At 69.4% G+C, this 13,043-nt stretch carries 15 protein-coding genes; 1 reads left to right on the top strand and 14 read right to left on the bottom strand.

The features are described from left to right. Window positions 1–33: 33 nt before the first annotated feature. From ACFOES_RS13710 to modA, 14 genes are all read right to left on the bottom strand, one after another. A complete protein-coding gene (locus tag ACFOES_RS13710; protein ID WP_377833863.1) occupies window positions 34–891 on the bottom strand; it encodes a DUF2189 domain-containing protein in 858 nt (285 codons plus the stop codon). Between the two features lie 278 nt (window positions 892–1,169). Next, a complete protein-coding gene (locus tag ACFOES_RS13705; RefSeq protein ID WP_377833862.1) occupies window positions 1,170–1,712 on the bottom strand; it encodes a DsbE family thiol:disulfide interchange protein in 543 nt (180 codons plus the stop codon). Then, a complete protein-coding gene (ccmD, locus tag ACFOES_RS13700; protein ID WP_377833861.1) occupies window positions 1,705–1,866 on the bottom strand; it encodes a heme exporter protein CcmD in 162 nt (53 codons plus the stop codon). The genes ACFOES_RS13705 and ccmD overlap by 8 nt, the downstream gene beginning before the upstream one ends. After that, window positions 1,866–2,594, bottom strand: coding sequence for a heme ABC transporter permease (locus ACFOES_RS13695; protein WP_377833860.1), 729 nt, complete (start codon window positions 2,592–2,594; stop codon window positions 1,866–1,868). The genes ccmD and ACFOES_RS13695 overlap by 1 nt, the downstream gene beginning before the upstream one ends. Window positions 2,595–2,650: 56 nt before the next feature. Beyond that, entirely contained in the window at window positions 2,651–3,307 is a 657-nt protein-coding gene (gene ccmB / locus ACFOES_RS13690; protein WP_377833859.1) for a heme exporter protein CcmB, read from the bottom strand. 25 nt (window positions 3,308–3,332) lie between these two features. Then, window positions 3,333–3,971: a heme ABC exporter ATP-binding protein CcmA gene (gene ccmA, locus ACFOES_RS13685; RefSeq protein WP_377833858.1), complete on the bottom strand. Its 639-nt coding sequence runs from the start codon at window positions 3,969–3,971 to the stop codon at window positions 3,333–3,335. A gap of 323 nt (window positions 3,972–4,294) precedes the next feature. Beyond that, a complete protein-coding gene (locus ACFOES_RS13680; RefSeq protein WP_377833857.1) occupies window positions 4,295–4,660 on the bottom strand; it encodes an Mth938-like domain-containing protein in 366 nt (121 codons plus the stop codon). Window position 4,661: 1 nt separating this feature from the next. Next, a complete protein-coding gene (locus ACFOES_RS13675) occupies window positions 4,662–5,417 on the bottom strand; it encodes a TSUP family transporter (RefSeq protein ID WP_377833856.1) in 756 nt (251 codons plus the stop codon). After that, window positions 5,414–6,391, bottom strand: a complete 978-nt coding sequence (gene secF, locus ACFOES_RS13670) for a protein translocase subunit SecF (RefSeq protein ID WP_377833855.1) — start codon at window positions 6,389–6,391, stop codon at window positions 5,414–5,416. Before secF ends, ACFOES_RS13675 begins: the two co-directional genes overlap by 4 nt. A gap of 1 nt (window position 6,392) precedes the next feature. After that, window positions 6,393–8,057 (bottom strand): protein translocase subunit SecD, encoded by a 1,665-nt coding sequence (gene secD, locus ACFOES_RS13665; protein WP_377833854.1) that lies wholly within the window; start codon window positions 8,055–8,057, stop codon window positions 6,393–6,395. Window positions 8,058–8,075: 18 nt separating this feature from the next. After that, window positions 8,076–8,408: a preprotein translocase subunit YajC gene (gene yajC, locus ACFOES_RS13660; RefSeq protein ID WP_377833853.1), complete on the bottom strand. Its 333-nt coding sequence runs from the start codon at window positions 8,406–8,408 to the stop codon at window positions 8,076–8,078. 282 nt (window positions 8,409–8,690) lie between these two features. Next, a complete protein-coding gene (gene modC, locus ACFOES_RS13655) occupies window positions 8,691–9,794 on the bottom strand; it encodes a molybdenum ABC transporter ATP-binding protein (RefSeq protein WP_377833852.1) in 1,104 nt (367 codons plus the stop codon). Then, complete coding sequence (gene modB / locus ACFOES_RS13650) at window positions 9,791–10,489, bottom strand: molybdate ABC transporter permease subunit (protein ID WP_377833851.1); 699 nt, start codon at window positions 10,487–10,489, stop codon at window positions 9,791–9,793. Before modB ends, modC begins: the two co-directional genes overlap by 4 nt. Then, window positions 10,486–11,277, bottom strand: coding sequence for a molybdate ABC transporter substrate-binding protein (gene modA, locus ACFOES_RS13645; RefSeq protein ID WP_377833850.1), 792 nt, complete (start codon window positions 11,275–11,277; stop codon window positions 10,486–10,488). The genes modB and modA overlap by 4 nt, the downstream gene beginning before the upstream one ends. 254 nt (window positions 11,278–11,531) lie before the next feature. Between modA and ACFOES_RS13640 the strand changes: the two genes are divergently transcribed. Beyond that, window positions 11,532–12,917: a serine hydrolase domain-containing protein gene (locus ACFOES_RS13640; RefSeq protein ID WP_377833849.1), complete on the top strand. Its 1,386-nt coding sequence runs from the start codon at window positions 11,532–11,534 to the stop codon at window positions 12,915–12,917. The last annotated feature ends 126 nt before the right edge of the window (window positions 12,918–13,043 follow it).

Below are 13,043 nucleotides of genomic sequence, written 5' to 3'. Positions count from 1 at the left end.
CGTCCCGGTGCCCCTTGGCCGGCGGCGGCCCGCTCAGCCCGGCACCACCGCGGCGCGGTAGAGATGCCAGGTGGCGTGGCCCAGCACCGGCAGCACCACCACCAGCCCGAGCAACGCCGGCAGCGCCCCCAGCGCCAGCCCGGCGGCGACGATCAGCCCCCACAGCGCCACCGCCCCGGGGTTGCGTCGCGCCACCCGCAGCGAGGTCGCCATCGCCACCGGCAGGCCGACATCGCGGTCGAGCAGCAGCGGGAAGGAGACCAGGCTGAGCACCAGCACGGCGGTGGCGAAGGCCAGACCGATCAGGCCACCGACGGTCAGCATCCACAGCCCGTCCGCCGTGGTGACGATGCGGAACAGGAAGGCGGTCAGGCTGGCCGGCACCGCGCTGCCCATGACGGCGCCGTAGACGATCGTCGCCACGGTCATCCAGGTCAGGAACAGGCCCAGCAGCAACAGCCCCAGCGTGACCACGGCGCCGAAGGCCGGCACCCGGTGGATCGCCAGCGCGTCGGTCAGCAGCGCCCGCTCGCCCGCCTCGCGCCGCCGGCTGAGCTCGTAGAGGCCGACGGCCGCGACCGGGCCGAGCAGGGCGAAGCCGGTCAGCGCCGGCAGGAAGAGATGGAGCAGGTCGGCATGGCCGGCGAGCCAGTAGAGCAGCGCCCCGGTCAGCGGGTAGATCGCGACCAGGACCGCGACGTCGCTGCGGGTGGCGATGAAATCCTCCCAGCCCTTGCGCAGCGCCCGGAACAGATCGTCGACGGTGATCCGGCGGATCTCGGGCGGGGCCGCCCCGGCGCCATGCAGCGCCTCCTCGGTGGCGGCCAGGGCGCCGCCCGCCCGCACCAGCTCCTGTGCCGTCCAGGACAGCGGATTGCCGATCGTCTTCATCGCACGCTCCCGTCTTCGGGCAGGCGGCCCGCGCCGCCCGCGGTTGCTCATCGGGGCATATGGGGCGCGGCTGTCCGGACTGCCCGTCGCGCGGCGTCAATTGGTCGGGAGGGGGTGTGAGGGCTCGGGGCCAGAACAACCGCGTCGTCATCTGGCAGCACTTGGGATCGCGCCCGCCCTGGGGGCGGGTCGGGCGCGATCCGGGGCGGAAGCCTCGGAAAACAGTTGTTCACTGCACATTTTCGCGGAGTGCACCAGAGTGCACGACGCTGTGCCCCCTACTCCGCCGCCGCCTTCTGCAATGCGGGCTGGATCGTCTTGGTCCAGACGCTCTCGGTGATCGGGCCGGGGAAGCGCAGCAGCACCTTGCCCTTGCCGTCGATGACATAGGTCTCGGGCACGCCGTAGACGCCCCAGTTCAGCGCCATCTTGCCGGCCAGGTCGGCGCCGATGGCGGCATAGGGCGAGCCGGTCTCGGCCAGGAAGGCGAGCGCGTCTTCCTTCTTGTCCTTGTAGTTGACGCCGTAGATCGGCACGCCCGAGGCCGCGATCTTGTCCAGCATCGGCGCCTCGGCGCGGCAGGGGGCGCACCAGCTGGCCCAGTAGTTGAGCAGCTTGGCATGGCCGTCGCGCAGGGTGGCATCGGTGAAGGGCGGGCTGTCGCCCAACGGGGTCAGGATCACCGGCGGCGCCGCGCGCCCGACCATCATCGAGGGCAGCGCGTTGGGATCGCCGCCGCGCTCCATCGAGACCCAGAACATCGCCGCGAGCCCGGCGAAGATCACCGGCGGCAGGATCATCAGCGGAGAGAGTTTAGCCATTCTTGCGTCCCCGGCGTTTTTCGACCTCGTCGAGCTGGCGCCGCACCTTGGCGCCGCGGATCAGCGTCCAGACCACCAGCACCACGATCAGCACGATCGCCGCGCCGTAGGCCGACAGCACCGCGACCTCGTATTTGCCCAGATCCGGCAGCATCACGCCATCCTTTCCCGCGCCAGCAGCGCCTTGAGCCGGCGGGCGCGAATCTCGGTCCGGGTCCGCAGCAGCACCAGCATGACGAACAGCAGGATGAAGCCGGCGATGCAGACCAGCAGCGGGAAGTAGAACACGTCGGCGACGTGCTGCGCCTTGTCCATCGACAGGCTGGCGCCCTGGTGCAGGCCCTGGTTCCAGAAATCCACCGCGTAGCGGGACAGAAGCGCGAAGACCGAGCCGACGAGGCACAGCACCGAGGTCAGGTCGGCCGCGGTGTCCGGGTCCTCGATCGCCTCCCACAGGGCGATATAGCCGAGGTAGAACAGGAACAGGATCAGGAACGAGGTCAGGCGCGGGTCCCAGGCCCACCAGGTGCCCCACATCGGCTCACCCCAGATCGCACCGGTGACAAGGGCGATCAGCGTCATCGTCATGCCGACCGGCGCGGCGGCCTTGGCGGCGAGGGCCGAGACGTGGTGGCGGCGGACCAGCCAGATCAGCGAGGTGACAAGCATCATCAGCCAGGCGTTGATGGCGATCATCGCGCTGGGGACATGCAGGTAGATGATCTTGACCGTCGAGCCCTGCTTGTAGTCGTCCGGTGTGAAGAAGAAGCCCCAGACCAGGCCGACGACCAGCGCGACCACCGTCAGCACGGTGACCCAGGGCAAGAGCCAGCCCGAGGTCTGCATGAACTTCTTGGGGTTGGCGTATTCCCACAGTGACATGAAACTCGCTCTACGTCCTTTTCTCGGGATGCTCAATTAAATAGCACGTCTCGACCCTATCGCAGGTTGACGCGGATTGCCGCAGCGGAGGCGAAGGGCAACAGCGCCACCGACCCGGCGGTGATCGCCGCCATCAGCAGCAGCGGCGTGCCGTTTTCCATCCCCTGCGCGCCGCGCCGGATCGCCTCGGCGCCGAAGATCAGCGTCGGCACGTAGAGCGGCAGCACCAGCAGCGACAGCAGCAGCCCGCCGCGCTTGAGGCCGACGGTGAGGGCCGCGCCGAAGGTGCCGATGACCGACAGCGCCGGCGTGCCGAGGGCGAGGCTGAGCATCAGCCAGCTATAGCCGTCGCTGGGCAGGTTGAGCAGCAGCGCCAGCACCGGCGAGGCCAGGGTCAGCGGCAGGCCGGTGGTGATCCAGTGGGCCGCGGCCTTCATCGTCACCACGCCTTCCAGCGGGATCGGCGCCGTGGCCAGCAGGTCGAGCGAGCCATCCTCGTAATCCAGCGCGAAGATGCGGTCGAGCGACAGCAGGCAGGCCAGCAGCGCCGCGACCCAGAGGATGCCCGGGGCGATCTTGGCCAGGGTCTTGCCCTCTGGCCCGACGCCCAGCGGCACCAGCACGACGACGATCAGGAAGAAGGCAAGGCCGAGGCCGAAGCCACCTCCCGCCCGGATCGCCAGACGAAGGTCGCGCAACAGCAGACCGATCATGCGAAAGCCCCGTTCATGCACCCGTTCATGCGAAAGCCTCGTCGAAGCCGCCGTCGAAGCCGGTGCCGGTGCCCTCTTCGGGGATCTTGGCCTTGAACGGGGCGAGGTCGAGGGTGTCGGCCGAAGCGAGCCCGAGCTCGATATGGGTGGCGAACAGCGCCAGGCCGCCGTTCTTCAGGTGGTCGTGGACGACGCCGGCGAACAGCGCCACCGAGTCGGTGTCGAGCGACACGGTCGGCTCGTCCAGCACCCAGATCGGCCGGTTGGTGACCAGCAGCCGGGCCAGCCCCAGCCGCCGCTTCTGCCCGGCCGAGAGGTTCTGCGCCAGCCGGTCGCGCAAGCCCGACAGGTTCATCCGCTGCAGCGCCGGCTCGATGTCATGGGTGCCGAAGACGCGGGCCCAGAAGCCCAGGTTCTCGGTCACCGTCAGCGTCGCCTTGAGCCCGTCGGCATGGGCGGCATAGGCCATCGATTCCGGCGGCACCGAAACCGAGCCGGCCAGCGGCGGCTGCAGCCCGGCCAGCGTGCGCAGCAGCGTCGTCTTGCCGATGCCGTTGGGCCCGCGCAGCACCAGCGCGCGGCCGGGCTGGACGGTGAAGCTGACGCCTTCCAGCACGGGCAGGCCGCCGCGGGCGCAGGCAAGATCGGTGACGCGCAATTCCATGGCAGACAGCCCTAACCCAAAGCCGGGGCTTGGGGAAGGCACTGCGACAATCGGGAGCAAGGCGGGTAAGAGGCGAGATTTCCGATGCAAGCTCCGGGCAACAGAGCAAAGGGCAGCGCCCGACCCGTCCGGGGCGGCTGTGAACGGTGCAGGACGGTCTTCAAAACCCCGGCGGCACGCTTTTTGCGCCTTCCTCACCAGAAGCGCCCGCCCCGGTGGGGGGCGGGTCGGGCGCTGCCCGGCGGTACCCGTCGGGCGGAACAGGGGGCTTCCGGCGCACTCAGCTCCCACACGACCAAGCACGCGAATGGCAAGTAGGCTCCTTACCCCGCCTGCCCCACCGGCAGCAGGGCAACGGCAATCCTGCGGCCCTCGGCCAGCAGCACGTTGTAGCTGCGGCAGGCGGCCGGGGTCGCCATCACCTCGACACCGATGCCGGCCTCTTCCAGCGCCGTGCGCAGCGGCGCCGGCAGATGGGCGATCTCTTCGCCCATGCCGACGAAGAGCACGTCGACCGCACCGGCCAGCGCCAAGAGCGGCGCGCGGTCCTCGAGCCCGGCCCAGGGCGTGACGCCCCTGGCATCGACGAGCTGCGGCCCCTGGTGGACCGCGCCGCCGATCCGGAAGAAGCCCGGCCCGTAGCCGTCGATCGGCGCGGCGCCGCTATAGTCGATTTCCTTCATCCGCATTTCAGCCTCCCCAGATCGGCAACCCGGCCAGCGCCGAGGCCGCGATGATGACATTGGCGATGCGGCGATAGAGCCGCTCGCGCCCGGGCCGGAACATAGCCGCCCCGGCGATATTGGCCAGGGTGAAGGGGACGATCAGCCCCGCCCCGACCAGCACCGCGCTCCAGCTCAGCCGCCCCACCAGCGCCATCAGCGCCAGTGTCCCGACATCGACTAGGAACAGGTAGAGCAGCAGGTTGGCGCGGACATCCGCCGCCGTTCGCCGCCCGGCCATCAGGAACAGGATCACCGGCGGCCCGGCAATGCCGGTCGAGCCGGTGAGGAAGCCCGACACCGCCCCCGCCGCGCTCAGCACCGGCCGGCTGGCCGGCAGGTCGTGGCGCCAGCCGCTGATCAGCAGCCCGAGCAGCGCCAGCGCGATCAGCGACACCGCGGTGCGAAAGGCCGCGACCGGGATCGCGGCCAGCACCAGGTAGCCCAGCGGCAGGGTGGCGATCAGGCCGAGCCCCATCCACGCCACCTCTTTCGGCGCGCCCTCGCGCCAGGCGCGCGGCAGGTTGGGGATCGGGCCGACCAGGTCCATCGTCGCCAGTACGGCGAGCGCGGAAAAGGGCGGCAGGACCATGCCGGCGAAGGGCATGAAGATCAGCGCCGATCCGAAGCCGGCGAAGCCGCGCACCAGCCCGGCGACCACAGCCGCCCCGGCCAGCAGCGCCAGCCCCGCGCCATCGAGGCCCGGGGCAAGCGCGGAGGTCATGCCTTGACGTTCGAGAACTGCGTGCCGCCGCTGCCGCCGCCATCGGTCGGCTTGGACCAGTCGCGCTTGACGCCCAGCATCAGCACGATGTTCTTGGCGACATAGATCGACGAATAGGTGCCGACGATGATGCCCCAGGTGATCGCGAAGACGAAGCCGCGGATCACGTCGCCGCCCAGCGTCAGCAGGGCAATGAGCGCGATCAACGTCGTGCCCGAGGTCATCACCGTCCGGCTCAGCGTCTCGTTGGCCGACAGGTTGAGCACGTCGCGCAGCGGCATCTTCTTGTACTTGATCAGGTTCTCGCGCGCCCGGTCGAAGACGACGACGGTGTCGTTGATCGAATAGCCGACGATGGTCAGCAGCGCGGCGATGATGCTGAGGTCGAACTTGATCTGGAAGACGCAGAAGATGCCGATGGTGAGGGCGACGTCATGGATCAGCGCCACCACGGCCCCGAGCGCGAACTGCCACTCGAAGCGTAGCCAGATGTAGAAGACGATGGCCGCGATCGATGCCAGCACCGCGATGATCGCGGTCTGGATCAGCTCTCCCGAGACCTTGGGGCCGACGCTCTCGATCGACGGGAAGGTGATCGTGCTGTCGACTTTCTTCAGCGCCGCCTCGATCTCGTTGATCGTCGCCGGGGTGATGCTCTCCTGGCCCTTCTGGGCCTGGACCCGGACCATGGCGACATGCTTGGTCTCGCCGAAGGACGGGTCGAAGACCTCGGTGATCATCACGTCGCCGAGATGCAGGCCCGACATCGCCTTGCGATAGGCGCCGACATCGACCGGCTGGCTGGATTCGGTGCGGATCGTGGTGCCGCCGCGGAAATCGATGCCGAAGTTCAGCCCGACCGCGAAGAACAGGATGATCGAAGCGACCACCAGCACCATCGAGCCGCCGAAGGTCACCCGGGCGACGGCGAAGAAATCGATCTTGGTATCGTCGGGAACAAGTCTGAGACGCATCTTACACCTCGATCGTCTTGGGGCGGCGGCGCTCGAACCAGAACACGATGACCAGCCGCGTGACGTAGATCGCGGTGAAGACCGAGGTCATGATGCCGAGGCCGAGCGTGATGGCGAAGCCGCGCACCGGGCCGGAGCCCAGCATGTAGAGGATCACCGCCGTCATGAAGGTGGTGATGTTCGAGTCGAGAATGGCCGACAGCGCCCGTTCATAGCCCAGCTCGATCGCCCGGGCCGGGCCGCGCGCCGTCTTGAGTTCCTCTCGGATACGCTCGTAGACCAGCACGTTGGCGTCGACCGCCATGCCGACGGTCAGCACGATACCGGCGATGCCCGGCAGGGTCAGCGTACCGCCGATGGCGGAGAGGACGCCGAACATCATCGCCATGTTCAGGATCAGCGCGAAGTTGGCGATCCAGCCGAACATGCCGTAGCTCGCCGCCATGAAGGCGACCACCGCGATCGAGCCGACCAGCGCCGCCAGCTTGCCCGCCGCGATACTGTCGGCGCCCAGCTGCGGGCCGATGGTCCGTTCCTCGAGGAAGGTCATCTTGGCCGGCAGGGCGCCGGCGCGCAGCAGCACGGCAAGGTTGGTCGATTCCGCGACGCTGAAATTGCCGGTGATGATGCCCGAGCCGCCGGTGATCGCGGTCTGGATCACCGGGGCCGAGATCACCTTGTTGTCGAGCACGATGGCGAAGGGCTCGCCGACATGGTTGGCGGTGTAATTGCCGAACTTGCGCGCCCCCGAGGGGTTGAAGCGGAAGCTCACCGCCGGACGGCCGTTCTGGTCGAAGGACGGCTCGGCATCGGTCAGTTCCTCGCCCGAGACCACCGGGGTCCGGTCGACGATGTAATAGACGCCCTTCTGGTCCGAGGCCGGCAGCAGCTGCTGGTCGGCACTGGTCGAGGCATGGGCGTCGTTGGTGCGGCTGACCACCTGGTTGAAGGTCAGCTTGGCGGTGGTGCCGATCAGGGCCTTGAGCTCGGCGGCGCTGCCGATGCCGGGCACCTCGATCAGGATGCGGTCGGTGCCCTCGCGCTGGATCGTCGGTTCGCGCGTGCCGGCCTCGTCGATCCGGCGGCGGATGATCTCGAGCGATTGCTGCATCGTGTGCGAGTCGGTCGCCGCCTTCTCGGCATCCGAGAGCTGCACCGTGATCGTGTCGGCGCCGTCCTGGGCGATCGCCAGGTCGGTCTGGCCGACGCCGGTCAGGGTCGTCACCGGCCGGGCCAGGCCGCGGATCGTCTGCAGCGCCTTGGTCATGCCCTCGGGCTTGGCGATGCGGACCTTGAGCTCGCCCTCGGGCGCCTGCACCCGGCGGATGCCGCCGACCACGTCGCGCTCCTTGCGCAGCGCGTCGCGAACCTCGGGCCAGAGCGCGTTCATCCGCTCGGCATAGACGTTCTTGACCTGGACCTCGGCCAGCAGATGGGCACCGCCGCGCAGGTCGAGCCCGAGATTGACGATCGACGACGGCAGCCAGTCGGGCCATCCCGCCTTCTGGGCCAGAAGATCGGGGGTAGTGACCCCGGTCTTCTCGATCTTCTTAACGGCGTCGTTGTGAAGTTCGACCCTGGAGTAGAACAGGTTGGGCATGGCGAAGACCAGCGCGATCAGACAGATCGCGATGATCATCACCCGCTTCCAGAGGGGGATTTGCATGGCCTAATGTCCCTGGCTTCAGGAGGCGGCGGGTTCGGTCTTGGACACCACCTGGGCGATGGTCGAGCGCACGACGCGCACCTTGACGCCTTCGGCCAGCTCGACCTCGACCTCGTTGTCGTCCTTGACCTTGGTCACCTTGCCGATGAGGCCGCCCTGGGTGACGATCTGGTCGCCGCGCCGCAGCGCCTCGACCATCGACTTGTGTTCCTTCATCTTCTTCTGCTGCGGCCGGATCATGATGAAATACATGATGCCGAAGATCAGGATCAGGGGGACGAAGCTGGTGAAGGCGGCGGCGCCGCCAGCACCGCCCGAAGCGGCCTGAGCGAAGGCGGGGGTTGCGAACATGCGTGTTCCTCTTGTTGTCCGGTGCAGGGGCCCCCGCACCGTGGCATGGCTGGGGCTCCGGCCATGGCGACCCGAGCCCCTGAAATCTGGCGCGCACCCTATCCGCGAGGCCGGACGATGGCAAGGCGGCCCTCGGCGCGCACCGGTGGGCCGAACCCGCGCGAAAACGGGCCGGTAGGGGCCATATGGGAAGGCTCACGCAGGCGTGAAACCACCGCGGCGCAGAAACTGGGCCGGCCCCGGCAACCTGTGGCCGAAACGCCATGGCCGGCCGGAGCGGCGCTAGGTTCCGCCCGGGCTTTCGGCGCCGATGCTGACCGAGGCCACCGAAACGGCCTTGAGCACGGCATAGACCCGGCGGCCCGGCGCCAGCGCCAGCGCCTCGGCCGAGCGCCGCGTGACGCGGGCCAGCAGGTGCGACTTGCCCATGGTCAGCTGCACCAGCGCGCCGGGGCCGTGGCCGTGATGGACCTCGCTGACCTCGGTCGGCAGGATGTTGAGGGCCGAGACGCCCTGAGGCCGCTCCAGCGCCAGCATCACGTCCTGCGCGAGCACCCGCACCCGCAGCACCGTGCCCGGCGCCGCCGCGATCCGCGGCAGCCACAGCGGCCCGCCCTCGCTGGCCAGCCGGGTCAGCCCGTCCGCCTCGTGCCCGTCGACGCTGACGGTCAGGATCGCCCCGGCCTCGCGCAGTCCGAAGCCCGGCGCCGCCTCCGGGTCCGACAGCACCTCCTCGGCCGGCCCGGCGCGCAGCACCCGGCCGTGATCGACCAGCACGACGGTGGTCGCCAGCCGGGCGATCTCGCTCGCCGAGTGGCTGACATAGAGGATCGGCAGGCCGATCTCGTCGCGCAACCGTTCGAGATAGGGCAGGATTTCGGCCTTGCGGCTCTCGTCCAGCGCCGCCAGCGGCTCGTCCATCAAGAGCAGCCGCGGCTTGGACAGGATCGCCCGCCCCAGCGCCACCCGCTGCTTCTCGCCGCCCGACAGCGCACCGGGGCGGCGGTTCAGCAGCGTCCCGAGGCCGAGCAGGTCGACGACCTGCTCCAGCTCGGCCCCGGTTTCATTTTTCGGCGCGAACCAGCGGCCGTAAAGCAGGTTCTGGCGCACCGTGAAATGCGGGAAAAGTCGCGCATCCTGAAAGACATAGCCGATGCGCCTCAGGTTCGGTCGCAGGAATGTCCCACTGTCGGAATCGAACAGTTCCGCTCCATCCGCCGCGATCCGTCCGCTATCGGGGCGCAGCAGCCCGGCGACGGCGTTGACGATCGTCGTCTTGCCCGACCCCGAGCGGCCGAACAGCGCGGTCAGCCCCGGCGGCGCCTCGAACGCTACGTCGAGATCGAAGCCGGCGAAGCGATGGCGGAAGGCGACCTGCAGCGTCATGCGCCCGCGATCCGCCGCGCCAGCGCCCGGCCGAGCCATTCCGACAGCACCAGCGCCGTCATCGCCACGACAACCGAGATGATCACCAGCCGCATCGCCTCGCCCTCGCCGCCCGGCACCTGCAACACGGTGTAGATCGCCGAGGGCAGGGTCTGGGTCTGGCCCGGGATGTTCGAGACGAAGGTGATGGTGGCGCCGAACTCGCCCATCGCGCGGGCGAAGGCCAGCACCGCGCCGACCAGGATGCCGGGCAGGATCAGCGGCAGGGTGACGGTGACGAAGATCCACAGCCGCCCGGCCCCCAGCGTGCCCGCCGCCTGCTCCAGCCTGGGGTCGACCGCCTCGACCGCCAGCCGGATCGCCCGCACCATCAGCGGGAAGGCCATGATCCCGGTCGCCAGCGCCGCCCCGGTCCAGCGGAAGGCGAAGACGAGGCCGAACCACTGTTCGAGCAGATGCCCCACCGGGCCGCGCCGGCCGAAGGTCAGCAGCAGCAGGTAGCCGGTGACGACCGGCGGCAGGATCAGCGGCAGATGGACGATGCCGTTGACCAGCTGCTTGCCCCAGAACTCCCAGCGCGCCAGCGCATAGGCGGTGAAGATGCCCAGCGGCAGGCTGACGGCGGTCGCCCAGAAGGCGACGCGCAGCGACAGCCGCACCGCCTCCCAGTCCGAGGGCGACAGCCAGCCGGTCATTCGCCCCGGGGCAGCACGGTGAAGCCGTAGGTCTTGAAGACCTTGGCCGCCATGTCGCTGCTCAACGCGTCGTAGAAGGCGCGGTCGGCCGGATCGGCGGCGTCTTTCAGCAGCGCCGCGGGATAGATGATCGGCGGATGGCTGTCCGCCGGGAAGGTGCCTGCCACGCTCACGCCCTTGTCCGCCTCTGCATCGGTGGAATAGACGATGCCATAGGGCGCCTCGCCCGTCGAGACCAGGGCCAGCGCGGCGCGCACGTTGTCGGCCTGCGCCACCTTGGGTTCGACCGCGCCCCAGATCCCCAGCGAGGTCAGCGCCGCCTTGCCGTATTTGCCGGCCGGCACCGAATTGACCAGCGCCATCGCCAGCTTGTGGTCGCCCAGCCGGTCGGCCAGGTCGAAGCCGCTGTGGATATCGACCGGCTCGGTGGTGGCGCCATGGGCGATCAGCACCAGCGAGTTGCCCAGGATGTCCTTGCGCCCGTCCCTGGCGATCAGCCCGGCCTTCTCGACCTCGTCCATCCAGCCGACATTGGCCGAGACATAGACATCCGCCGGCGCGCCCTGGAGGATCTGCTGGGCCAGCTTGCCCGACCCGGCATAGGAGACCGTCACCTTGTCGCCGGTCTCGGCCTGCCACCTGGCGGCGAAATCGTCGAGCGCGTTCTTCATCGAGGCGGCGGCGAAGACCACGACATCGGCGGCCGCGGCCGGCAGCGGCGCGGCCAGGACGGCAGAGAACAGGGCCGGCGCCAGCACGGCGCCGCGCAGGAAGCGGGCAAGGGACATCGGGACCTCATAAGCGTTATGTTTCGCCGGACATATCAGATCGTCAGCCCGCCCGGCAACCGTTATTTCCGCTGATACATAACCCTTTCGTGACCCCGCCCGCCGGTCGCCGCCGCGGCCGGGCGGCGGCATCCGGCTTCCCCAAGGTCATGCGCCGGGCTGCGGCCAAGCCTCTTTACCCACCCCCCGGGCTGCGCCAAGACTTCCACCGGGCGGAGGTCACGGGCCCGCCATGTCATCGCGAGGGGGAGACAATGCGCTTGATGAAGAAGCTGCTCGGCATCCTGGCCGGGTTGGTGGTGCTGGTCGTCGCGGGGGCCTATCTCTATGCCGTGGCGGCGCCCCCCACCCTGCTGCGGGTCGGCGCGGGCTACAGCTCCAAGATCGTCTGCTCCTCCGCCCTCGTCTCGGGGCGCGACCCGGCCAAGGTGCTGGACATCGACGTCCAGGCCCCCGGCAACCCGGTGCTCAAGGGCTACACCGTCCAGACCGACCGCGCCAGCGGCGACGTCCGCTCGGAATTCCTGCGCTTCATCGCCCCGATGGACAGCGTCGCCCGGCCGGGCCTCGGCTGCGCCGCGGTGCCCGACGGCCGGATCGCCCGGGCGAAGGACCAGTCGGCACCGCCGGCGCCGGGCCCGTCGACCAGCAAGGTGCTCTGGCCCGAGGGCGCGGGCGTGGACCTGGCCGGTCATGACAACCTGGCCCCGATCCTGGACGACGCCGGCCTCGCCGGCCCCGGCATGCGGGCAATCGTGGTGGTCAAGGACGGCCGCATCGTCGGCGAACGCTACGGCGCCGGCTTCGACGCCCGGACACCGCTCCTGGGCTGGTCGATGACCAAGTCGGTCACCGCCGCGCTGGCCGGCACGGTGATCGAGGCCGGAAAATTGCGCCTCGACCAGGACCACCTGCTGCCGCAATGGGCCGGCGACGGGCGGGCACAGATCACGGTCGCGCAGCTGATGTCGATGTCGAGCGGGCTGCGCTTCAACGAGGATTACGGCGATGTCTCGGACATCACCCGGATGCTCTATCTCGAACCCGACATGGCCGGTTTCGCCGCCGGCGAGCCGCTGGCCGCGAAGCCGGGCAGCACCTTCCACTATTCCTCGGGCACCGCGGTGATCCTGTCGCGCATCTGGCAGAACGCCATCGGCGACAAGACCGCCGCCCTCGCCTGGCCGCGCAAGGCGCTGTTCGGACCGCTCGGCATGGGCAGCGCCGTGCTCGAAACCGACGAGGCCGGCACCTTCGTCGGCAGTTCCTACCTTTACGCGACCGCGCGCGACTGGGCCCGCTTCGGCCAGTTCCTGCTGCAGGACGGCGAATGGAACGGCCGCCAGATCCTGCCGCCCAGCTTCGTGCGGATGATGCACAGCCCCTCCGCCGCCGACCCGGTCTACGCCAAGGGCATGCTGTGGCTGGCGGGCCCGGCGCCGAAGATGAAGGCCGGCGACGACAAGGCCTATGGCCTGCCCGCCGACACCTACTGGCTCGAGGGCCATGACGGCCAGACCGTCACGGTCATCCCCTCGGCCGGCATGGTGGTGGTGCGGATGGGGCTGACGCCGTCGGACCTGAACTACCGGCCGCAACGGCTGGTCGCCGCCCTGGTCAAGGCTCTCGGCCCGACTTGAGCGGCCCCGCCGGGCCGCCTAACGACACCGCGAACGGACCACGCGCGGCGAATCGCCCGTGGCCGTGCCGCGTCTGTCAGCGCGATGGAATCCCCGGCAGCGCCCGGACCGGCGCCAGCCTGCAGA

The organism is Acidimangrovimonas pyrenivorans (genome assembly GCF_042643245.1).
Lineage (GTDB): Bacteria > Pseudomonadota > Alphaproteobacteria > Rhodobacterales > Rhodobacteraceae > Acidimangrovimonas > Acidimangrovimonas pyrenivorans.
The sequence above is the reverse complement of the archived record's forward strand: the minus strand, read 5'-3'. Positions and strand labels throughout refer to the sequence as shown.

Excerpts from the sequence above, each read along its gene's own strand:
- ACFOES_RS13710 (WP_377833863.1), bottom strand. The coding sequence starts at position 891 with ATGAAGACGATCGGCAATCCGCTGTCCTGGACGGCACAGGAGCTGGTG.
- ACFOES_RS13705 (WP_377833862.1), bottom strand. The coding sequence starts at position 1,712 with ATGGCTAAACTCTCTCCGCTGATGATCCTGCCGCCGGTGATCTTCGCC.
- ccmD (WP_377833861.1), bottom strand. The coding sequence starts at position 1,866 with ATGCTGCCGGATCTGGGCAAATACGAGGTCGCGGTGCTGTCGGCCTAC.
- ACFOES_RS13695 (WP_377833860.1), bottom strand. The coding sequence starts at position 2,594 with ATGTCACTGTGGGAATACGCCAACCCCAAGAAGTTCATGCAGACCTCG.
- ccmB (WP_377833859.1), bottom strand. The coding sequence starts at position 3,307 with ATGATCGGTCTGCTGTTGCGCGACCTTCGTCTGGCGATCCGGGCGGGA.
- ccmA (WP_377833858.1), bottom strand. The coding sequence starts at position 3,971 with ATGGAATTGCGCGTCACCGATCTTGCCTGCGCCCGCGGCGGCCTGCCC.
- ACFOES_RS13680 (WP_377833857.1), bottom strand. The coding sequence starts at position 4,660 with ATGCGGATGAAGGAAATCGACTATAGCGGCGCCGCGCCGATCGACGGC.
- ACFOES_RS13675 (WP_377833856.1), bottom strand. The coding sequence starts at position 5,417 with ATGACCTCCGCGCTTGCCCCGGGCCTCGATGGCGCGGGGCTGGCGCTG.
- secF (WP_377833855.1), bottom strand. The coding sequence starts at position 6,391 with ATGCGTCTCAGACTTGTTCCCGACGATACCAAGATCGATTTCTTCGCC.
- secD (WP_377833854.1), bottom strand. The coding sequence starts at position 8,057 with ATGCAAATCCCCCTCTGGAAGCGGGTGATGATCATCGCGATCTGTCTG.
- yajC (WP_377833853.1), bottom strand. The coding sequence starts at position 8,408 with ATGTTCGCAACCCCCGCCTTCGCTCAGGCCGCTTCGGGCGGTGCTGGC.
- modC (WP_377833852.1), bottom strand. The coding sequence starts at position 9,794 with ATGACGCTGCAGGTCGCCTTCCGCCATCGCTTCGCCGGCTTCGATCTC.
- modB (WP_377833851.1), bottom strand. The coding sequence starts at position 10,489 with ATGACCGGCTGGCTGTCGCCCTCGGACTGGGAGGCGGTGCGGCTGTCG.
- modA (WP_377833850.1), bottom strand. The coding sequence starts at position 11,277 with ATGTCCCTTGCCCGCTTCCTGCGCGGCGCCGTGCTGGCGCCGGCCCTG.
- ACFOES_RS13640 (WP_377833849.1), top strand. The coding sequence starts at position 11,532 with ATGCGCTTGATGAAGAAGCTGCTCGGCATCCTGGCCGGGTTGGTGGTG.